The 23,721-nt window shown below is 42.2% G+C and carries 14 protein-coding genes; 3 read left to right on the plus strand and 11 right to left on the minus strand.

Going from position 1 to position 23,721, the window contains the following annotated elements:
* Positions 1–11 precede the first annotated feature (11 nt).
* Positions 12–1,088 (plus strand): ACR3 family arsenite efflux transporter, encoded by a 1,077-nt coding sequence (gene arsB, locus QJ048_RS08625; protein ID WP_282333935.1) that lies wholly within the window; start codon positions 12–14, stop codon positions 1,086–1,088.
* 3 nt (positions 1,089–1,091) lie between these two features.
* Positions 1,092–1,865, plus strand: coding sequence for a metallophosphoesterase family protein (locus QJ048_RS08630; RefSeq protein ID WP_282333936.1), 774 nt, complete (start codon positions 1,092–1,094; stop codon positions 1,863–1,865).
* A 146-nt stretch (positions 1,866–2,011) separates the two neighbouring features.
* On the opposite strand, the gene QJ048_RS08635 is transcribed toward QJ048_RS08630, so the two are convergent.
* The 4 genes from QJ048_RS08635 to QJ048_RS08650 form a co-directional block, all read right to left on the minus strand.
* Positions 2,012–3,961, minus strand: a complete 1,950-nt coding sequence (locus QJ048_RS08635; RefSeq protein WP_282333937.1) for a right-handed parallel beta-helix repeat-containing protein — start codon at positions 3,959–3,961, stop codon at positions 2,012–2,014.
* Between the two features lie 61 nt (positions 3,962–4,022).
* On the minus strand, positions 4,023–5,903 hold the full coding sequence (locus QJ048_RS08640) for a glycoside hydrolase family 36 protein (protein WP_282333938.1): 1,881 nt from the start codon (positions 5,901–5,903) through the stop codon (positions 4,023–4,025).
* Between the two features lie 90 nt (positions 5,904–5,993).
* Positions 5,994–6,791 carry an endonuclease/exonuclease/phosphatase family protein gene (locus QJ048_RS08645; protein ID WP_282333939.1) on the minus strand — a complete coding sequence of 266 codons (798 nt, stop codon included), beginning with the start codon at positions 6,789–6,791 and terminating at the stop codon, positions 5,994–5,996.
* Between the two features lie 200 nt (positions 6,792–6,991).
* Positions 6,992–8,953, minus strand: coding sequence for a sialate O-acetylesterase (locus QJ048_RS08650; RefSeq protein ID WP_282333940.1), 1,962 nt, complete (start codon positions 8,951–8,953; stop codon positions 6,992–6,994).
* A 220-nt stretch (positions 8,954–9,173) separates the two neighbouring features.
* Between QJ048_RS08650 and QJ048_RS08655 the strand changes: the two genes are divergently transcribed.
* Positions 9,174–12,359, plus strand: a complete 3,186-nt coding sequence (locus QJ048_RS08655; protein WP_282333941.1) for a glycoside hydrolase family 2 TIM barrel-domain containing protein — start codon at positions 9,174–9,176, stop codon at positions 12,357–12,359.
* A 201-nt stretch (positions 12,360–12,560) separates the two neighbouring features.
* On the opposite strand, the gene QJ048_RS08660 is transcribed toward QJ048_RS08655, so the two are convergent.
* The 7 genes from QJ048_RS08660 to QJ048_RS08690 form a co-directional block, all read right to left on the minus strand.
* Entirely contained in the window at positions 12,561–13,682 is a 1,122-nt protein-coding gene (locus QJ048_RS08660) for a TlpA disulfide reductase family protein (RefSeq protein ID WP_282333942.1), read from the minus strand.
* A gap of 224 nt (positions 13,683–13,906) precedes the next feature.
* Entirely contained in the window at positions 13,907–15,034 is a 1,128-nt protein-coding gene (locus QJ048_RS08665) for a TlpA disulfide reductase family protein (RefSeq protein ID WP_282333943.1), read from the minus strand.
* Between the two features lie 97 nt (positions 15,035–15,131).
* A complete protein-coding gene (locus tag QJ048_RS08670; protein ID WP_282333944.1) occupies positions 15,132–16,376 on the minus strand; it encodes a thioredoxin family protein in 1,245 nt (414 codons plus the stop codon).
* Between the two features lie 285 nt (positions 16,377–16,661).
* Entirely contained in the window at positions 16,662–18,101 is a 1,440-nt protein-coding gene (locus tag QJ048_RS08675; protein ID WP_282333945.1) for a RagB/SusD family nutrient uptake outer membrane protein, read from the minus strand.
* 20 nt (positions 18,102–18,121) lie between these two features.
* Positions 18,122–21,382, minus strand: a complete 3,261-nt coding sequence (locus QJ048_RS08680; RefSeq protein ID WP_282333946.1) for a SusC/RagA family TonB-linked outer membrane protein — start codon at positions 21,380–21,382, stop codon at positions 18,122–18,124.
* 314 nt (positions 21,383–21,696) lie between these two features.
* Positions 21,697–22,884 carry a FecR family protein gene (locus QJ048_RS08685; protein ID WP_282333947.1) on the minus strand — a complete coding sequence of 396 codons (1,188 nt, stop codon included), beginning with the start codon at positions 22,882–22,884 and terminating at the stop codon, positions 21,697–21,699.
* A 123-nt stretch (positions 22,885–23,007) separates the two neighbouring features.
* Positions 23,008–23,685, minus strand: a complete 678-nt coding sequence (locus QJ048_RS08690; protein WP_282333948.1) for an RNA polymerase sigma factor — start codon at positions 23,683–23,685, stop codon at positions 23,008–23,010.
* Positions 23,686–23,721: the final 36 nt, after the last annotated feature.

Raw genomic sequence — 23,721 nt, forward strand, 5'->3', positions numbered from 1 at the left:
CAAACAACGACATGTCAACAAACAATTGTGCCCCTGCACATGAGCGCAAAAAGTTAAGCTTTTTAGACAGGTATCTCACTCTATGGATATTTTTGGCGATGGCCATTGGCGTCGCTCTTGGATATTTTATTCCGTCAGTACCTGCCAGTATCAACGAGATGTCAAGCGGCACTACCAATATTCCTCTTGCTATAGGTTTAATATTAATGATGTATCCTCCCCTGGCAAAAGTGAAATACGAAAAGATGGGTGAAGTTTTTAAGAACACAAAGGTTTTAGGAGCGTCATTATTCCTGAACTGGGTCATTGGACCTTTTCTAATGTTTTTCCTGGCAACTTTTTTCTTGCATGATTATCCCGAATACATGGTGGGATTGATTTTAATCGGCATTGCACGTTGTATTGCGATGGTCATTGTGTGGAACGAACTGGCTGAAGGAAGTCGCGAATATGCCGCAGGTCTCGTAGCACTCAACAGCATCTTCCAGGTGTTACTTTATAGCGTTTACGCTTATGTATTTATTACTATTCTTCCGCCGTTATTTGGGTTCAAAGGATTAACGGTAAATATTACAATCGCGGAGATTGCAAAAAGTGTTGGCGTCTATTTAGGAATACCTTTTGCCACCGGTGTTATCAGCCGCTATGCACTGATTAAATTAAAAGGAGAAGATTGGTTCTCTAACAAATTTGTTCCGGTTATCTCTCCCATCACTTTAATTGCTCTTTTATTCACCATTGTTGTGATGTTTAGTTTAAAGGGAAAATTGATTGTACAAATTCCTATGGATGTGTTCCGCATAGCAGTTCCTCTTGTTGTGTATTTCGCCATTATGTTTCTCGTCAGCTTTTTTGTGGGCAAGCGTTTGGGTGCAGATTATTCCAAAAACGCATCCATTGCTTTCACTGCGGCAGGCAACAATTTTGAACTCGCCATTGCAGTAGCAATTGGTGTATTTGGCATCAATAGCGGACAAGCATTTGCAGGTGTCATCGGGCCTCTAGTGGAAGTGCCCGCACTAATTGCGCTTGTTAACGTAGCATTCTGGCTGCGCAAAAAATATTATTTCAAAACAGTAACTCAATAAGAAATGAAAATTGCATTATTTAGTGACATTCATGCCAACTTACCTGCCTTAGAAGCATTTTTTAAAGACCTTGATACAAGACAAACCGATGCTGTCTATTGTCTTGGAGATTTAGTAGGCTACAATATCTGGCCCAATGAAGTAATCAACGCGATACGCAAAAGAGGAATACCAACGATCGCCGGCAACTATGATTTTGGTATTGGCAGAACCAGTAACGATTGCGGTTGCGCATATAAAACGGATGAAGAAAAAGCAAATGGAAGTGTTTCCATTTCACTCACCAACCAACTGGTGAAAGATGAAGAGAGAAAATATCTGCGTACGTTACCTGCGCATATCAAAATCGAATTTCAATTAAACAATGATAAACTCAATTTGCTTTTGGTACATGGAAGTCCGCGAAAAATAAATGAATATCTTTTTGAAGACAGAGATGAAAAAAGTATGCTTCGAATAATGCAGGATGCAGACGCTGACATCATGTGCTTTGGTCATACGCATAAACCTTATCATCGTGTGCTACCGGCCGTTCCGGAAGAAAACCAACATTACAGACATGCGATAAACATCGGCTCTGTAGGTAAGCCAAAAGACGGAGACAAAAGGGGTGGTTATGTTATTCTCCATATTGACGAGAACAGCAGCATCATGAATAAAGAGGCCGTAAAGGTTGAGTTCATACGATTTGACTACGACTTTGAAAAAGCAGCAAAAGCTGTTGAAGACAGCATACTGCCAAATGCTTACGCGGAAAGCTTACGAAAAGGCATTTAGCCGTTAGCATAAAACTCACAAAAAAGCCAGCAATTCAATTGCCGGCTTTTTTATTTTCTAACCTGACATTTCTGTACAGCAGGATTTTCTTTCTCATCAATTGAACTTCAAAAGACAAACCGAGTTTATTACTTGTTCTGCATCGCTTACCAAACTTTTATTTTTTGCATTCCATCACCTGATATTTCAAAAGGACCAGGAAAAGGATTTGACATGTTTCTCTTTTTTCCTGAAAAATCCATGTCGATTTTTATGGCCGTGCCATCTGTATTTTCAAAAGGCAGATCCGGAACGATGGCCTTGCTCAAGGTTGCTGTGGTCACGGGCTTCCGCTGGTTTGTTATTTTGCTTTTATTAAGTGCTATTTCGAGGTAGATGCTTTTTCCTTCTTCGAGCAAGCGGGCACTGGCATCGAAATTTGTATCCACTACTGCATTTTTTTCAATGGCATTTTGATCATGATATTTGCTCATGCTTTCTTTCGCCTGTTTGTTCATCTCTCCAAATCTCTTTTTTTCGTCTTTGGCATTTTGGATCATTACGGTTCCTTTTGTATACACGTTACCAGAAAAAACCACTGGCAGTAATGCTTTGCTGTACTCAGAAACATTAGCCTGCTTCACAAAAAGGTTGTTGACAAATTGAATATCTCCACCTGGGTTATCGTGCAGGGCCGCAACGAATGTTGAATGTGGCTTATGAAATGGCGTTAACCGGCTGTCATAATTTATGACCGTCATTTTGCCGGCAAAAAGATTATGAGCAAAAGCAGCACCGCTGGAATTCATCGCCAAATTTGTTTCTGACAGCATGATGTTATTGCTTACCAACATTGGTCCATGATTTACTTCTAAAAAAATATCAGTGCCGTTGTCGTTAAACAAATTGTTTTTGATTTGTGCGCCCTGCGCCATCCAATCCAACCAAATGCCCATGTTGGTTTTGTAAATGTGATTGTTTTTGATTTGAACATCTACACCTCCGTGAAATTTAATGCCTGCCATTTCTGCGCCGTCAAACAACTGCCTTACATGTATGTCGTGGATCACATTACCTTCAATAACACTGAACGCACAGCCCATACTGCCAACAATGCCGGTTTGCTCACAATAGGCAACAGTATTGTTACGCACAATATGCCCGCCAACAGTGCCTTTGTTCCAGCCATAAGCGAGCGCCCTGTTGATAGTGCCAACATAACCTTCAGCTGATTCCGTTTGATTGTTGTCGTGATCATCGCCATATTTTCCTAATGATATGCCGACGCATTTTGAATATTGAATTACATTGTTTTCAATGATCCATCCTTTGCTCCAATGTGTTCCAATCAAACCCATTTGTTCAGCCGTAGGTGGCGCCCAATTCGTAGCGGCCTGTTCCATGGTAAAGCCGCGAACTGATATGTAATTGATGAATGATTGAGCAGGATAAAAAACAGTTGGACGAACGTTTATCTCAACCAACTCATTGTTGGGGTCGACGCCTTTAAATTGCGCCCAAATGGTAGTTGTATTACTATCTGCTTCTGCCCACCAGAGTTGATTTTTTTCATTGGCACTTGTTATTACTTCATCCTTGCCGGCAGCCTCCATGAGCCAGTCGCCATTAAGATACACTGCACCTCTGTGATATTTTCTGTCTTTTGGTTTCGGCCAAAACCAATCGCCATGAATCAATTCTTTATAAGGATTAAACTTCCCGAAAAATGCGTCAGGAATTTTCACTACCCATGTATCGTGGTTCAGTTTTGTCCAGCCCTTCACTATTTCAGAACCTTTCACCACAACTTTTTCACCTTTTGCAGCCTGGTATACGATCCGCTCCTGGTCGGAGTTGCCGCCGCGTGGTGGCGTTATCTGCTCACGATAAATTCCTTCATGTACAGTAATCACATCGCCCGGCATGGCCATATTCGCAGCAGCCGTAATTGATTTAAAAGGCTTCTGCACGCTGCCGTCATTTTCGTCATTGCCGTTTATGGAAATATGATACTCTTTCCCATATCCTTGCGTTTTTTTTTGCGCAACGCCATTAAAAAAAGCAGTGATAAAAAACAAAACTGCAGAAAATCTCAAAACAGCAATCGATTTGTACATAAGCAACTATTTTATGAAAATCCTGAATTATGAGTTTTATTTTTTCAAACCAATATTCTCTTTATTGAATTTTAGTCGCTTCAATAAGCAGCGCGGAATGCGGCATTAACATGGTAACATGATATTCATTTTCACCGATGCCAATGGAGTGACCACCCCATTTATTTGTCAGCTGATATCTTCCGCGAGGCAATTTAATAACACGTTGTACGGCAGTGTCACCCCAGTTAAATACGGAGTACACAATGCTGTTCTTTAAATCAGAAACACCTACTTCAAATTTTTCATTTTCAAATCGTGCTGCTGTTCCAGTTGGCGGAACTATTTTTTTCAACATTGCGAGATGTGCCGGAGTAATTTTTGTGAGATCATCTCCGCTTAGCAGCATACCACCTGTTGCATAAATAACTGTTGCATGAAACTGAAATTCGTTTTCTGAAATTCCCGGTTCAGTTACAGCGGCCTTGCCGCCTGCATCATAAACAACATCGTCAGCCCCTTTGCCCGATAACAAAATGCAGTCAGGATCATTCCACCACAAGCGTCCGTTCTGCCAGCCTCTCAACAAATTTTCTTTACCAACGCTTTTGAATGAATTCCAGTTAGGGGCAATATCCATCGAGCTGCGTGAGCCATGAATCAATCCCAATGAGGCCCATACCGGATGATTACAACCTAATAAGAATGCATCTCCTGATCCTTTACGAATCGCCTCCATTCCACGACGATAGGCCTCTATCCTGGTGGCCGCTTTATCATAATGCACACCACCATGAATGGCGCCCCAGTAATTGGCATCCAGTTTAAAATAAGTGCAGCCCCACTTTTCCTTCAATGTTTTAAATAGTTGCGTTAAATACGCCTGCACTTGAGGATGCGTTCCATCCAAAACATACCAGGGGCCCTGGCGCCAGCCACCAAAGCCAATTTTATCTGAGCGCAATGGATTTCCCAAAGAGTCTTTTACCATCCAGTCTGGATGTTCCTTGAATATCTTCGATTCCGGGCTTGCAATGAAAGGAGCCACCCACAATGCAGCTTCCAGGTTCTTTGATTTAATTTCATTCAACACCTGCGTTATGTTACCGCCAAATGCTTTTCCCGCGTCGAGCCAATCTCCCATCCATGGCTGATAACCATCATCGATCTGGATATATTTTAACTGCGGTAAATTTTGAGCGATCCATTGCGCATTGTCTGAAACATTTTTAGCGGTAACGTGCGGGCCGTAACATGCCCATGAGCACCATCCCATTGGTTCGGAATGGTTCATTTTCGGATGATGCACATTGATGGCAGCCGTCAGCCGATCATACAGCTTTTCTCTGTCGCTGCCTGCAATTGCCATAAACTCTTCGAGGTTCCATTCCTCGCCGGGTTGCAATGTCAAATGCTCGCAATCCATTGAAATACGCAAACGCATAGCGTCAAAGGAAAAACGTGAGATAAACTTGTTACAGGATGTGGTTGCCAGCAACAAGCGATCGTTTGGCTGAACCTGTAAGGTGAGCATTCCATAAGCGGTCCGCATCTTCTCCGGCTCCGGAATTTTATAATGATTTCTGTCGGTGTAAGTGCCCCAGTCTTCGGGCTTTGCGAGCGTCCCTCCTATTTGTGCCAACTTTTGAAAGCCCTCGCCGTATACAGGCGTATTGGCATTCAACCCGTGTTGTAAGTCAAACACAACTACTTCGCTAATGCTAAGAGGTTGTGTGGATATATTTTTAACAGACATCTCACACAAATCGCCCTTCCATTTGCGATTTACAATTACTGATGACGAAGAAGCAAAACTGCCGTCAGACAAAACAACTTTTGACGGTGCTTTTTTTAATGCCGTTAAAAAGTCTTTAGCGTTTTTTTGTGGCGGCACACCGTCATAGGCCCAGCTTTTCAGTGAAACCAAAATTGCAAGAAGAGGTATAACTAAAAGTTTATTCATTGTGTTTTTGATGTCTATTTTTTATACAGATTGCAGATCAGCAATTATCAATCAACACTTACAATAAATGATGGCCGGTTTGCAATAAAGTTAGCGCTTAGATTTCGCGGAACGGGTACAACTTAGTTTTATCCATACAGGCAAATGATCAGATGCCACTGGTTCATTTTCTACAACTGACTGTAAAACATTAAACGTGTATCCGTCTTGTTTTCTGGCCATAATGTAGTCGATGCATTCTGTCGGTTTGTTTGCAGGTATGGTAAGCTTCGTGGTATCACTTAGCACGTTCCAGTTTTTTGCAAACGCTTTTATCACTGGTGAAGCCGGAGTGGTATTCAGGTCACCGCCAAGCAATACAGGTTTCGAATACTTTGCAGTAAGTTCATCTATTAGTGCGACGGATTTTATTCTGTCTTCTTCTGTCAATGAAAAATGCGTGCAGGCAAAAACATAATTTTTCATTTCAACAACTACCACACTTCTTCTTTCTTCTTTTCCCGGCAATGCAATACCTTCTACGTGCAAAGGCTTTTCTTTTGAAAGAATACCAATTCCATATTTGCCTCCCTGGTAATCGATGGACGCATGATACGTGGGAATCATTCCCGTTAAACCCGCCAGCTCGTGTAACACACTCAGATGTTTACTTCTGTTGGTAGCGCTGTCCAGTTCCTGTATTGCCACTACATCTGCATTGACCTTTGAAATAACTTTGGCAACACGTTGATAATTCACTGTGTTGTCCATACCCAAACAGTTTCTGACATTGTATGTGAGAACAGTAAGGGTTTCGCTTGCAGAACTTTGTGCCTGCTTACCAGATTTGCAACTCAAACTAAACGCTAGTGCAGAAACAATAACTGCACAATTCAATATCTTTTTCATTTTCAATTTTGATGTAAACTACTCTTAAAATTTATCCGGCTATTTGGCCGCAATCGTGTCTTCTATTTTGATCACCTCTGTCTTTGCTGAAAGCAATCTTTCTGCCGTTTTAATGCGACAATACTACTCTTTAAAACCCGCTTATGGTTTATGTATACTATCTAAATACTACACTTTTTTAGCTCTATAGCTTATTCACATCAATATTCATACTTTGTTTGTCTCGTCATTCCCTCCCAGTCATCTGTGCGGAAGGGCGAAGCCGGCAAACCGTCTGCATTATATAAATTTGCGTCTTCGGCGTTGTCAAGCCATCCATATCTTACCGCTACAGGATTTGCTATTTCTGGGCTAAATACAATCACCTTATTGTTTTGGATATAGGCAAGCGCCCATTTGAACTGCTTATCGGCGCCCGCTATTTCAAAGGTTTTTAACTGGCCATACTTGTCTTTAACTATAAGACCCTTTCCCGTTTCTGTAAAGTCAAGAACTATTTTATTGCCATCAATTTGCATTGATTTATATAACGGTCCGCAAGGCGCAATGTCTTTACCATAAGTTTTGTTCAGCGCATTTAAAGCAAGCCGCAATCCAACATCCTGCTTGTTTTTGGGATGAAGATCCTTAGGATCGCCAATATCAATTGCAACCGCCATTCCTGTATTTGGCAGCGACAGTGCTTTTGCCTGTGCATCTCTCAACTCTGCCCATTTGCTGCCTTTGGTGGTATTTTCCCTGTGTGCGTCATATGTGGCAAGTTGCACAAAATAAAAAGGAAAATTACCCTGCATCCATTTGTTGCGCCAATCACTTATCATTAATGGGAACATGGTCTGGTATTGATATGCACGGTTTGCGTTTGCTTCACCTTGGTACCAGATGGCTCCTTTGATCGTGTATTGAATCAACGGACTGATCATGCCGTTGTACAAACATGAAGGATTGATACCAGGATCAATAATACTCCTGAACGAAGACGTGTCTACCCTCGCTTTCCATGCACCTTCCAGCGATATGGGCGGCTCAGCATCAATCGTTAATTGCAAATTGTTTGCATTACCAACAATGCCGCCATCACCGGCCAGATCGGTTATTTTAATAGCGATTACATTTTTTCCTGCCTTCAGTAAACCTGCAGAAACATTGTACTTGCGCGGAGTGTTCGAAGGCTCACCCGCTTCCGTTCGGCCAACAGGTATTCCGTTTATATAGGTTTCATCTGCATCACCAATTTGTGCGAGTTCCAACAATGCATTTTTCTTTGCCTGCACTTCTGTAACTGTTACGTCCTTTCTGTACCACACTACTCCGTCGAAACCGCGCAGCCCTTGCTGTTCCCAGGGTTTGCGTGCCATTAAAGTTGCCCACTGCGCATCATCATAACCGGCATTCTTCCACGATTGCGTGTCGTTTGTTATGATGCCATTTTGAAATACAGAAATGCTTTTTACCAGGTTTTGATAACGGTTTTTGGCTGCCTGGGAAATGTCTCCGGCATTTTGCCTTGCAACTATTTCTTTAAAATCCGGATGGGTGACTAATGCTTCTTTTGATGTCCATGCTTCAATGTTCGTTCCTCCCCAGCAGCTAACAATAAGTCCAATCGGAACGTGAGTTTCCTGCTGAATTTTTGTCGCAAAAAAATAAGCAGCGGCGCTAAACTTTCCGGCTGTTTGCGGTGAACAGGTTTTCCAGTCTACAGGTAAAATATCGTTCTGTGGCGATAGTGCTGCATTTTGTTTAACTGTTACGCATCGTATCCGGGGATAGTCTGCATTCGCAATTTCCTGTCGCGCATTTACCGCACGATCAAGCGTAAACTCCATATTTGATTGTCCGGAACATATCCATACATCACCAACCAAAACATCATTAATCGCAATTGTATTCTTCCCTTTTATTTGCAGTGCGTAAGGGCCGCCTGCTGCAATGGGACTGAGTTGAATTTTCCAATTTCCCTTTTTGTCGGCCTTCGTAGTTTTTGTCTGGTTGGAAAAAATAACAGTGATCTTTTCATTCTTTTTCGCCCATCCCCAAATGTTGATTGGCACATCACGCTGTAACACCATACCATCGGAAAATATTGCGGGCAACTTTACTTCCGATCTTGGAAGAAGATATGCGAACACCAACGTCAGCAAGGCAAATAATTTTTTCATTGGCTGCTTTTAGAATTTGCGTGCATGTTAGGCAATAATTGAAACAATTCAAGTAATTATTGCCTTTCTTTTGTTATGTTTTCCGGGTAGTAAAAAAGGAGTAAAACAATCATGTTGTTTTGAAACAGAGATCAATTTGTGTCGATTTAGCTATTTTTTATTTTGCAAAATGCAAACGTTTGCACAAAAAATCATAATCTCGCATATAAAACGCTCAAACATGTCTCTTGTATCGAAATTTCTAAGCATTATTTTATTCGGCTCACTAAGTGTCGCTACAGGCACAGCCGATGTGCTTGCCCAAACACCTCCGCCAATATTAAGACCGGGAACAGATTACCCTGCAGAACTTGAAAATCCTGAATGCCTGGGAATTAATAAGGAGCCATATCATGCTACATTAATGCCTTATGCGAATTTGCAGGAAGCATTGAAAGCCAATCGCAGAGCTTCTTCATATGCACAAAGCTTAAATGGCAACTGGAAATTTAACTGGGTACCAAGCCCGGAAAAAAGACCGGTTGATTTTTATAAAACTGATTTTGATGTTTCTAAATGGAAAGAGATCCCTGTTCCTTCCAACTGGGAAGTACAAGGTTATGGCACGCCCTTCTATCGCAACAATGGCTATACGATTAAACGGGATTATCCAAGAGTGATGAGTGAGCCGGATAAAAAGTTTACAGCTTATATTGAAAGAAATCCCGTTGGTAGTTACAGACGAGATTTTGTTGTTCCTCAAAACTGGAACGGCCGACGCATCTTCATCACATTTGATGGTGTTGACTGTGCTTTCTTCATTTGGGTAAATGGCGAAAAAGTTGGTTATAGTGTTAATAGCCGTAATGCCGCAGATTTTGATTTAACGAAGTACGTAAAGCCGGGGAAAAACACACTGGCTGTTGAGGTGTATCAATACAGTTCAGGCACATGGCTCGAGGACCAGGATATGTGGCGCCTGCACGGCATTTTTCGCAATGTAACATTGTGGAGTTCGCCGAAAGTGCATATGCGCGATTTTTTTGTAAAACAAGATCTTGATAAGGAATATAAAAACGCAACAGTTGAAGTAGTAACGAAGGTTAAAAACTTTGGAGAAACGAGCAGTGGCGCTCAAACTTTTACAGCGGTTTTATATGATGCAACCGGAAAAGAAATTGCTAAAGGCAGCGCCGCAGGAAAGCAGCTGAATGCCAAAGAAGAACAACAGTTATCAATCAAATTCGCGGTTAATAATCCGGCTAAGTGGACTGCAGAAACACCGGTATTGTACACTGTTGTTTTAAAAGCTTCGGGCGGTGAAATATTATCTTCCAAAATTGGGTTCAGAAAAATAGAGATCAAAGGAAGAATATTTACTGTAAATGGAGTGCCTATAAAATTAAAGGGCGTTAACCGTCATGAGCATTGGTCAGATGTGGGCCATGCAATCACTGAAGAACAAATGATCAGGGACCTGCAGGTGATCAAGCAAGGCAACTGTAATCATATACGCACTTGTCACTATTCTGACGATCCGCGCTGGTATGAGTTGTGTGACGAATGGGGCATTTGGCTGGTGGCAGAAGCGAATGTAGAGTCGCATGGATATGATGGAAAATTTGATGAAGAGCCAACCATCAAATCAGCAATTATAGATCGCAATATTGCAAATGTTGAAAATTTCAAGAACCATCCTTCTGTTATTATCTGGTCGCTTGGAAATGAGTGCGGCAAAGTAGGCTCCAACTTTGTAGAAGCGATGCACAAGATCAAAGAAATTGATTCGAGCCGTCCTGTACACTATGAACGTTTTGGCACAGGCGAAAAGAATCCTGCTGATCTTGATGGAAGAATGTATGGTACGCCGGACAGCTATGCAGCCATAGCAAAAAACAAACAACTAACGAAGCCATTTTATATTTGTGAGTTTGTGCATGCTATGTTCAATTCAATGGGTTCGTTGTCGGAATACTCAGAAGTGTTCGACAAAAATCCTGAGATTGTTGGCGGTGCGATCTGGGAATTCCAGGATCAGGCATTGTGGAACAAAAGAAATCCGGCGCATCCTATACTGGCTTATGGTGGCGGATTTGGTGAATTTCCAAACAACGACTACTTCATACACAAAGGTGTGGTTTCCTATGACAGGGCAACAACGGGCACGCATGTGAAACCCCATTTTCCTGAAATGAAAAAAGCGTTTCAGTGGATAGGCACAACACTGACAGACACAGCCTCCGGCACTATCGCCATAAAAAACAAATTCCAGTTCATTTCATTAGATGGATTTGCCGCGAGATGGCAATTAACGGAAAATGGAGAAATAATCAGTAGCGGAAATTTACTGCTTCCTCACGTTGCTTCATTAGGCGAAACAAAAATTTCTGTTCCGTATAAAAAAACATTTAAACCAAAGGCCGGAGCATCATATTTTCTTCGCGTTTCTTATGTTCAAAAAGAAAAGACCTTGTGGGCGGACAAATATTTTGAAGTAGCATCCGAACAATTCGAGTTGCCGTCAAACGCAGCACCAGCTATAGACCATGCTGCACAAAATGTTTCACTAACAAAAAACGACAGTTCAATAATAGTGGAGGGAACGGGCTTTCTGGTAACGTTTGACAAACGCACCGGAGCATTAGCACAGATAGCAAGAGGCTCTGAAAAATTGCTTGCAGCCGATGGTTACTCCAAACTAATTTTATGGAGAACACCGCATCGCAACGATGACAACTGGGCCTTTGACAACTGGAAGAAATTTGGGTTAACCGATTTGAAATTTTCCGTGGTTGGCATTAAGACAGAACCAGTTGGTAAAGCTTCCGTGAGAATTACATCAACCGTTAAGGCAGAAGGCAAGGAAGGTTTTGCAGTTTACCATACTGCCACTTACCTGGTTGATGGCCGTGGCGTTATAAACGTTGATAACAACTTGCAATTTGAAGGTCCAAGAATTAACCTGGCCCGAATTGGTGTAAGATATTTATTCAATAAGCAACTGGATCGCTTGAATTACTTTGGTCGTGGTCCATGGGAAAACTATTCTGACCGTAAACAGGCTGCTGATGTGGGCGTTTATTCCATTAAAGTAGATGACCAGTATGAATATGAAAAGCCGATGGAGCATGGCAACCGTGAAGATGTGCGCTGGGCAAAACTGCAAGGCCCGGGTCTCACTCCTTTATTGGTAAAGGCAGATGAGCACTTAATGCAAATTTCTGCGTTGCCATATACTGATGAACAAATGTTCCCTGTAGAATACAAGATTGATTTGCCTGCAAGCACATCAACAGTGTTCACCATTTCAACGAAGACGCTTGGTGTAGGTTCCAAAAGCTGCGGACCGAGACCGCTGGATAAATACCTCGTGTGGAGCGACGAAACTAATTTTTCCTATACACTTGAATTGTTTTCGTCTAAATAAGTTTCAAAATTTTTGAGCATTGATTTGAAAAATCATTAAAAAAGTAAAAGAGCAACAAAATTGCTCTTTTACTTTTTTAATTTACGCCATTCGACATGTTTAGGAGGATATGTCGAATCACAGATAAAGGGATTGAAATCCCTTTTTATTTACCATTCGGAATGCCCTGCGGAACAATCCGAACAGCAGCGTTTCTTTTTATTAAAGAGAAAACAATTCAGCAAGTTTGTTCTCCAACGCTTTACCTCTCAGGTTCTTTGCAATGATTTTTCCATACGGATCTACCAATACATTTTGAGGAAGGCGCCTGATAGAATAGAGTTGGGCAGCCTCATTGTTCCATCCTTTTGAATCTGCAACCTGTTGCCACTCTAAACCATCGTGCCGGATTGCTCTTAGCCAATCTTGCCTGCTTTTTTCATCATCAACTGAAACTCCCAAAATCTCGAATCCCCTGTTACGAAATTTTGCATATAACCTAATCATATTTGGATTCTCGGCGCGACACGGTACGCAACCGGATGCCCAGAAATCAACAAGCACATACTTTCCTCTATAGCCGGAAAGTGTGACAGGATTTCCCGAAGTATCTTTCAGTGTAAACTCAGGCGCCATTGCCCCAACAGCTGTTCTCTTCCACTCAGCAAGCATTGCCGCGTACTCTTTACCCGCCGCACTGTTTTTTACCTGCTCTGAAAATGAGTCAAACAATGGAGCCACTACGCGATAATCAGGATTTAATCTGCCGAAGTCCTTCAAAGCATCAAGACTTACTACATTATCAGTATGAGATTTTATGAATGTTAAGCTGACTGTCATTTGCTCTTCTATAACAGCATTTTTCTTCTTGTTGAACTCAGCACCTACAACCGGATCTTTTTGTTTCTCAGGCGGCAATGCATTATGATAAGCGGTCAATTCATTCCATTTCTCCATAGAAGGTTTTAGTGCCGATGCGAGCACCTCGTAATCCTGATTAATCTTTCCGGATACTTTGGCTGTTGAGAGAGAGTTGTTTCCTTCTATTCTTATATCACCTGGTTCGAGGTAAATAGTTTTTCTTTCCGTATTTTCCCAATGGGTTTCCCACCCTGGATATCTAATAATCATGTTTGCCTTTACCGGCTCATCAATGTTTCCCTGAAAGGCGAATCTGCCATATGTTATCATTGAAGAATCGACAACAGATTTACCATTCCGGGGGTAGAACAAATACACCTTTACTCCGTTTATACTTCCTATTTTTCCATGGATAGAAAATGCTGCTTTTTGCGCCAGCAATGTGCCAGGCAACAGAACAGCGAGAATTGCGCTCAATCTCATTAATTGTTTTTTATAAGCTTAGATAACACTGATCTCCGGGCTATATTACGCAGTGCCAATTTAGCCGTAAAAATCGACAACAAGAAACAGAACTAAAAAAAGAGGAGGCCATTGGCCTCCGTCTTTAATTGTACATTCGAACACAAATAAACCAGAAATATTCTAAGATAATCTTTCCTGCATGGACGATGCAGGAAAGATTATCTGATCGTTTCTTTTTTGTTTTACATTGGAAACAATTCAGACAGTTTCTTTTCCAATTCTTCAGCTCTCAGATTCTTTGCGATGATTTTACCATTGGGGTCCAGCAATACATTTTGCGGAATGGCTTTGATAGCATAAAGTTTCGCAACCTCATTGTCCCATCCTTTAAGATCTGAAACCTGCTGCCAGGTTAATTTATCGTGGCGGATGGCATTCAGCCAATTTTTTTGGGATTTCTCATCATCGAGTGACACACCTAAAATATCAAATCCTTTATCATGAAATTTTGCATACGACTTTACAACGTTAGGATTTTCTGCACGGCACGGGCCGCACCAGGATGCCCAAAAATCAACGAGTACATATTTGCCTCTGAAGCTGGAAAGTTTTATAGGATTCCCCAAGGTATCATTCAGTGTAAACTCCGGCGCTAAAGCTCCAACAGCAGTGTTCTCCATCCTGGAAAGCATTGTTGCATAATCTTTGCCGGCAGCGCTGTTTTTCAAACTTTGCGAAAATGATTTAAACAATGGAGCTACTACATCATATTCAGGCATGGATCCTCCAAATCTCTTGAGGGCATCGAGGCTTACTACATTGTCATTATGAGATTTTATGAAAGAGAGATAAGATGTTTTTTGCTCTTCCATAATAGCATTGTATTTTTTGTCGAGTACAGCTCTTACAGCCGTGTCCTTTTGTTTTTCTGGTGGCATTGCATTATAGTCAGCCATGAATGCGTTCATCTGATCTGTCGATGGCTTCAATGCTAGTTTGAGTTTTTCATAGTCATCATTAATCTTCCCGGATGCTTTGGCAGTTGAGAGAGAATCTTTACCGTCAATTTTTATAGTGCCCGGTTCCAGGTAAATAGTTTTTCGTTGTACATTTTTCCCGTTGGTTCCACTCCCTGTGTAATTAAAAACAACAGTCGCCTGTATGGGCTCTTCAATACTTCCTTTGAATGCGAATTTCCCATTTGTGATTTTCGCTGAATCGGAAATACTTTGACTACCCTGGCGATACGACAGATAAGCCATTGCCGGTGCGTTTATATTTCCCACTTTTCCGTTGATAGAAAATGTTGCTTTCTGCGCCAGCAATGTACCGGGCAACAAAACAGCAAGACCAATTGCGCTTAATTTCATTAGTGTTTAATTTTAAGTATGATAGTGCAATAAAATTAAATGCGGCTGTCTTTCCAAAACAACCGCATGTTTTTATGTGAGCGGTATTACTGGCTGTTTACTTTGATTTGTTCTTCTCTGCAAGCTTTGCCAATCTTGCCCTGTAGGCATCAATCGAAGCGATCTGAGCATCAACCGACTTTGTTGATTCATTATTCTTAATTGCGTTGGCGCGCATTTCATTTGCTACCTCCTGGGCTTTATCACAATGATAATTTCTTACAAGAATATAGAAGTAGGTTGATAAATATTTTGGATCCGGGTTTCGTCTGAGAAGGTCCTCCATCCATTTGATGCCAATCACTGTCTGGTCGGGCTTTCCTGTGCAATTGCCCAACAGGCTTGTCAAGGCAAGCGTGTAGCTATCATTGTTCTTTCCGTATTTCTGTAAGAACGCATCTCCACGCTTCATGTATTCGTTAACGTTTATGTCGCCGGTACTATCTTGTACTTCAAATGCATACAAGAACATGGCGAACTCATCGAAGTACGGATAATTTTTAGCTTTAAACTTTGCCTTGGCTATTTCGTATTGCTTCCTGGTCTCGGGATTAATCATGTTCTTTAAATACCACAAGTAGGAATCGGAAATGTATTTGTCTACCACTGCACTGCCAACTGTCTTGTCATATTTTTTTGCGTTGGCCTCAATGTATTCGAATGAAGGCGTAAACGGCGAAGGTTTAACAAGTTTAACAATCTCAAATGAATTTTTTGTGAGTTTATCTGCAGGGGTCAGCTCATTAAAATAAGTATTGAAATCACTGTTAAGCTTTTCACCTCTGTAGGCATCTTGAAGTGCTTTGAAATATTTCGTTACAAATGCATACTCACGGTTATGTGCATTCCATTCTCTGATCAGTGAAAACATATTTTGATCCGGATCCAGTGCAATTTTTCCCAACTCAATGAATCCCTCAGGAGTAGTGGAACCTGCTGCACTATGAATCATGTTGCCGTTTTTATCGAGATACATTAATGTGGGGTATGCGTAAATCTGGTATTGTTTTCCCTTCTCCACTCCCACTCCTTTGTCATCGCATTGCACCTTACAATTGATGAATTGCTTGTTGTAGAAACGGGCAACATTCTCCAGCGGAAATACATCTTTGGCCATCTCTTTACAAGGTGCGCACCACGATGTGTAAAAATCTACAAAAACAGGTTTGTTCTCAATCTTAGCTTTTGCCAGTGCAGAATCAAGATCATGCATAAATTCAATTCCCTGGGCTTTCATAATCCTTGGGGTACCAATTGTTCCCAGCATCAGGATGAGCATTATTATTTTATTTCTATTGGACATAAAATTTATTTTATTGATGAGTGTATAGGAATACCCCTACACGTATATGACGATTTTTGCTTTTTACTTATTCAATGTCGTTTAGTTAACGTTGTCATCCCGACGAAGGAGGGATCTACGTGATTGTTCTAGCATAGAGTTCGCTAGTGTTAGACCCAGCTCCCTCCTTCGTCGGTATGACAAGCGACATGCCTTTATTTTTTCAAACATCTTAACTAACAACATGCCTAATACCTATTTGAGGCTTTCTATTTTTTACTTTTTACTTTTTATTTTTTACTTAACCTACAGATAAGCGCCATTCTGCACCAGTTTTGGATTATTGCTGATCTCTACATCCGGAACGGGATATAACTCACTACCCGGCTTCCATGTTTTGTTTGGAGAAAGAGGTCCTAACACGGCTTCTGCCCGGTTGGTTCTTTTCAGGTCCAGCCAGCGATGTCCCCATTCTGCGAAGAATTCAACCTGTCTTTCTTTTTCCAGCGCCAGAATTAATGAAGCCTGATCTGTCGCAGTAGAGTTAAGTAATCCGGCACGAGTGCGAACGGTATTCAAGTCGTCGAAAGCAGACTGCAATTTAGCTCCACCCTGACGAGCCCTTGCTTCTGACCGTATCATATATTGCTCGGTGAGTCTGAAGACGATGTAGTATTCAGTAACTGCGCCCGCTCCTGCTTTATACTTAGCCGGGAAAGCCCATGTAGGATATGCAGGATTGCTAAACCCGATCCACTTTGTTTTGCGATTATCAGTGGGTTCAAATGCATTGATCAACTGCTGTGTCAATTGGTAATTTGGCTGAGTGGTTCCTGTTACAAGGAACGTAGAACCTTCAAGCGTATTTACATTGGCACGCACAGGTTGCAATTGCCAGATAGTTTCAGGACTATCCTTTTTGAAAACTTTGTCGAGGATAGGCAGGCCGGCTCCATAGGCACCGGAAACGATGATTGCATCAGCTTCTGATTCAGCACTAGCCCATTGACCGGTGTACAAATACGAACGAGCCAGCAAAGCGCTTGCGGTCCAGCGGTTAGGACGAAGTCTCTCGGTTGTTGGATATGCTTCTTGTAACAGCCCCTTAGCATCTTGCAAATCCGCGATGATTTGTTTCCATACATCAGCAGCCGGAGTTCTTGGCACAAGCATATTGTCCTGGTAATTCGTATTCAATATGAGCGGAACATCTCCATACAAATTCACGAGATAGAAATAACAGAATGCGCGCATAAACTTTGCTTCGCCTGCAAGCTGGTTTTTTGTTGCAGTCGTCACTCCTGTTGAAGTTTGCAGCCCACTTATAATAGCGTTGGTTCGATAGATATACTTATAGCCATCTTTCCAAAATGCCGCTACATAAGTATTTGGAGGTGTTAATGCATGATCAGTAAACTCCTGGTAGGTGGGCGCTGTTGTATTGCTTTGGGTCCAGATCATTTCATTAGCGGACATACCTCCCAGTGCGGTTAGAGAGAAACATACGAAGGAGCCATTGCTGCCAAACTGATCGTTCATCATATCAATATAAATGGATAGCATGGCAGCGGTGGCTGTTTTATCATCCACAAATATTTTGTCACTGGTAAGAACGTCAGGCGGATTCTCTACTGTTACAAATTTTTTGCAGGAAGAAAATGATATCATGCATATCAAACACGCCGCTGTGATCAACCTGCCGGATTGCCCAACTATATGTAGTATTGTAATTTTTGTACTTTTCATTGTAATGATTTTTGAAGTGATCAAAAGACAACCTGCAGACCTACAGTTATCATTTTAAGTGGTGGCATTGTGCTAAAGGACATAATTTCCGGATCACCAATTTTATAGTGTGTAAACGTGAGCAGGTTCTCGGCCTGGCAATACAAGCGAACGTTATCGGCTTTTATTTTTTGAGCAATCTTCCTGTCAAGTTGATAAGCAAGAGACACATTTTTTAACCGGATAAAAGAAGTATTGGCAATTACACCGTCTGAGTAGTTGGCCCAGTAACTATATTGGGTGGCCGCAGCACCGGTTGTGGTGAATCGTTGTACACTGGTGATATCACCCGGCTGCTGCCAGCGGTCAAGCACTGAGACTGGCTGATTGGCTCTTGTACCGGGAGCCTGGAAAAGGAAATTGGCCCTTCCTGTTTGTTTTATGTAGTAGAAAGAGAAATCCAGTGTCCAGCCTTTATAAGCCAATGAGTTTTGAAAGCCGCCATAGTATATCGGTGCCAAATTTTTTGTTACGATTTTGTCTTTTGCAAGATTTATTCCGTTCAATTGATAAATGCCAGTTTTAGGATCCACTCCCTGGCTCTGAATATATTTTTGGATAGTCACCGGTTGCCCGATCGACCATATAGTGGCATAGGCAGTATTTTCAAGACCCGGATAAGCAATCAGCTTATTGCGGGGAATCGAAATATTAAATGAAGACTTCCAGTTGAAATTCTTTGTTTTGATGTTGGTAGAGTTCAGCATAAACTCCCAACCTGTGTTTTCCAATATGGCATCTCTGTTAGCATTCACGCTTGTAAATCCAACCTGGCTTGGCAGTGTTAATCCTACCAATTGATTATCGGTCCGGTTCAGATAGTAGTCGGCAGTAAGGTCAATGCGGTCCTTAAGGAATCCAAGCTCGAGACCAACCTCCCACTTGCGGTTCCGTTCCCAGGCAAAATCAGGATTGTCAAGGTTACTGGCAGATATTCCGCTACTGCCCTGGTAAGGCACTGCTGAATTTGTAGACACCCATCGGGAAATATATTGATAGTTACCAATACGGTCGTTACCGGTAACACCTATACTTGTTCTTAACTTACCATAACTAAGGGCGGGGAAGGATTTCATGAAATTTTCATTAGAAAATATCCACCCGGCTCCTATGGCACCGAAGTTTCCAAATTGTTTTCCGGGGCCAAAGCGGCTTGATCCGTCTCGGCGTCCGGAAAGGTTTATCAGGTACCTTGTATCCCAGTTGTAACTCACTCGGCCAAAGAGCGCATCATAGCGATATTTAGCATAGGTGCTTGTAACACTTTTTGTAGCAGCCGGGCCAGGAGTTAACAACAAAGCATCGTTGGTATAACCGCTGGCACTTACAGTCTCTCCCGTACTTAACTGTTCCTGGAAACTTCCACCCACCAGTACCTGCAGCTGCCCCCTGCTTATTTTTGTTGTATAATCCATTTGCGGTTCTAATATCCAGTTCTTTTGTGTTTGTTTAAAGAAACTTGATGAACTGACCAAAGAAGTGCTGGAAGGACTTTGCGAAGCGATAGGGTTTGTTGCAGTTTGATCAAGTCTTACCACATTGAACCCTCCGTCAAGTTTTACACGAAGTCCTTTAGCCACCGTGTAACTCATGTTCAAACTACTCAACATGTTGTCGGTTAGCCCTATATATTGCTTTTTGGTATATGCCAGTGGATTGGAAAAATTGACGCCTTTATCACTCCAAACCAAATTGCCGCTTGCATCCAATGGATAAGGCGCGTTTGGAATGGTAGTCAGCAACTGCATCAAATCAATTGTGCTCAGGTTGTTTTTATCCGAACTATAGCTGGCATTGAAGGCAATTGAAAACTTATTATCCAGCGTGTGGTGTGCAAAGCTGGAATGCATGTTGATTCTGTCATCGTGCATATTGCCATAGTACACTGGTTCCTCACGGTGATAACCAGCGGCCAGTGAAACCTGGGTTTGCTGATTGCCGCCTGACACGCGTACCTGGCCATCGTAGTTGCGTGCAGTTTGCCCCAAAAGCAAATCCTCCCAGTTGGTGTAGCGCGTTGTATCCCATATCATCAAATCAGTAGCATTGGTCGTATTGGGAACAATGGAGTCATTCTTAAAAGCTTCTCTGCGCATCGTCGTATATTGCTGGGTGTTCATCATCGCCGGCAATTTTGTTGGACGCCCCCAGCCAGTATAAAAATTAAGGTCAACAGCAGTTTTGCCGGCTTTTGCTTTTCGCGTAGTAATCAGGACAACACCGTTTGCGCCTCGTGAGCCATAGATAGCCGTAGCATCGGCATCCTTTAAAACCTCTATACTTTCAATATCTGAAGGATTCAAATTGACAAAGGGACTGCTACCGGCAGTAGCATTAGTTAACCCACCAAGCGTTTGAGCAGATACGCCGCTTGAAAAAGTGACGTTACCCACTGTGTGCGCAAAGGGCACCCCATCGATCACATATAATGGCTCGGAGCCTGCACCCACTGAACTTATACCGCGAACAAAAATACTTACCGGTGCTCCAGCAACGCCTGAGGTCTGTGCGATTTGCATACCGGGCACTTTTCCGCTTAGCGCCAAAAATGGATTATCTACCGGATGCTTCCGAATATCTTCTCCTTTCACCCCGCTGATAGCTCCGGTGGCCAACCTGCGGGTAGTCGTGCCATAGGCGATGACAACTGTTTCATCCAGGCTATTGACTTTTAACCTGGTTCTGATAGTCAGTATGCCATCTTTCAAAAGTGAAGACTGGTTAGCCTTTATTTCCGTAGTTTCTATATTGGTTGCTGAAATAATAAGTATAGCATTTTCATTTACTCCTTTTAATTGAAACATACCATTTTTGTCTGCAGAGGTGCCGAGATTGGTGCCTTTTATTTTAACAGAGGCTCCCGGAACAGGTTCTCCCGATTCGCTAACGACACGCCCCTGCACATCAATAGTTGGCGGCAGTGTAGGTTCGCTTATATTCGTTACGATTCTTTCGTGGGATTTTATTACCACTGTTTTTCCAACAATTGTGTAGGTCAGGTCCTTGTCTTTAAGACATGCACCCAGCGCATCGCGCAGATCTACGTTGTGAAGTTCGACAGAAACATTTCCGGCCTTTTCAAGTAGCTCGACTGCATAAACAAAATCGTATCCGCTCTGGTGTTTAATGGACTTAAAAACAGACGACAAACTTTTATTTTTCGCCGAAATAGTAATCTGTGAATAACTGTGCGCTGAAGCAGCAAAAGAGAACACGACCATAAGAATGGCAGTAATTTTCATAATCAGCAGCGTTTTGGTTGAGCAGAGGCGTCTCCTCCGGTCCTTCTCGTTAAGAGCAGGCATAAAAGAGCAGCCACAAAGAAATTTTAATAACATAACTTTGTTTAGTTTGGGTTGATGAATAATAAGCAGTCTCGCGATTGAAAAATTATGGGGTCAGCCTGAACGTCCGCCAGATGTGTTGCAACCACCTCTGGCTTTTTTTCTTGGTAACCCTCCGTTGCAGTTTTAAGAACTTCTCATACGTTTCAGTTTATTTGGTAAAATATTATGTGTAAAAAATATTGAGCATGTTGCCGTATCGAGTCAGGCAACTATTGTACGATCACTTTTCTTCCAACTACTTCCACTTTCACAACGCCCGTCAACTCCAGTATTTTCAATACTTCAGAGATGTTTGCATTTCTTGAAACAGAACCACCGATATGACCATTAATTTTATGACGGAAAACAACATCTACATCATACCACCGGGCTATCTGGCGCATCGCTTCTTCCACACTCATTGACTCGCCAAATACAAAAGTCCCGTTCTTCCATGCCATCACTTGTTCCAGATCCACATTGTCTGCGACGCTAATTCCCGCCTCTACCGTTGCCTGCTGTCCGGGTACAAGCTTCGCTGTATTCGAAGCCTCGTTCACCAATACACCTCCCTGCAATAGGGTAATTTTTTTTGCATCCTCATCGTCGTAAGCCATTACATTGAACGCTGTGCCCAGCACCTTCACTACAGTTGTTCCGGTATTCACATAAAAAGGTTTTGCAGCATTCTGTGCCACTTCAAAATAACCTTCTCCTGTCAGCTCCACTCTTCTTTCCGTACCTGTAAAAGCAGTTGGAAAGCGCAGTGAGGACGCTGCATTTAGCCAGGCTTTTGTACCATCAGGCAACGTCAATTGATATTGTCCGCCTTTAGGTGTGCTTATTTTGTTCCACATCACTTCTTCGCTTTGCCTGCCCGACATTTCGTACGCAATTTGTCCGCTCGCCAGTTTACGAACACGAACGCCGCCCTGGCTTGTGAGATTGCCATTTGCAGCGCTATCCAGGTTAATGACGCTGCCATCTGCCAAAGTCAGAATAGCTTTATCTCCTCCCGGTTTTATTTGAGCGATCGACTTACTGTGAATGTCAGTAACGCTGTTTTCAGCAGTTCGGTTAGTTGCCCACCAATATGCACCCACACCCACTCCACAGATAATAATAATGGCAGCCGCATATTTAACCCAGGAAAGTCTGTACTCCTTTTTGCCAATGGAAGGAACGGTGTCAGAATATTTTTTATCAGATTCAATCGCTTTGTTTAAGATGTTGGCGCTAACTACATTGCTGAATATTTCTTCGCCGGAAGCGTATGTGTCCCAACCTTCGCCCAACAATTCGGTCAATTGTTGCTCATGCTTAGGTTGAACGGAAAGCTCCGCCAGCTCAATCTTTTCAGACTCGCTCGCGGTTCCATCTATTACACGATAAAATAAATATGATAATCTATCTTCCATAAATATTGATTCGATTTATTGCCGGCGCAATTAATATTTTGCGCCCCGCACAGACAAGGCAGTGCCTTGTCTCTACTGTAAGACACCAAACATTAGCGACAGGATCAATTGAAAATGATTTTTTTAAAACTTTTTTTGCACGGATTGGTACGCTTCAAAAAATAACCAGCAAATCGCCAGCAAATCCGGATAGTGGGCCCTTAAATAGTTGGTGATGGTTTGCAGCGCAATGGTAATGTGACGTTTTACGGTGTTAGGAGAAATCTGCATTTCTACCGCAATTTGCGCATGCGTCATTGCATTCTCGCGGCTCAGCAAATATGCTCTTTGTTGTTGTGCGGGTAATGATGCGATGGCCTCCGCAATTATTTTATTGAGATAAGAAACGTCTGTGTTGTCTTCCATCTCCGAGGCCATATCCTGTTGCTTTATCCATTCGTTGTGTTTCAACAGTTGCCGGGATCGATCCCGCATTGTATTTAAGGCATGGTTCCGGGAGACCATGAAAAGCCATGACTTAAAATTTTTAATTTCTGCTAATGTCGCCCTCTGTTGCCAGGCCTTTATAAATGCTTCCTGAACAATTTCTTCTGCAACGACGCGTGATTCAGTTAGCTTGAATATATAAGATCCCAGCAATTGGTGATAGGCATGAAATAATGATGCAAAGGCGCGTTCATCGCCTTCGGCAGCCAGTTTTAGCAGTTCGGTTTCGTTATGTAAATTATCCGCAAGCAAGCAGTATAGCCAAATGGTTCGTGGTAAATATAGTGGAAAAAACAACCGGCCATCAATAGCCATCCACTTTATATCAAAAGAAATTTATCATTCTATTTT

This window comes from Pinibacter soli (genome assembly GCF_029961145.1).
In the GTDB taxonomy this organism is placed as follows: domain Bacteria; phylum Bacteroidota; class Bacteroidia; order Chitinophagales; family Chitinophagaceae; genus Pinibacter; species Pinibacter soli.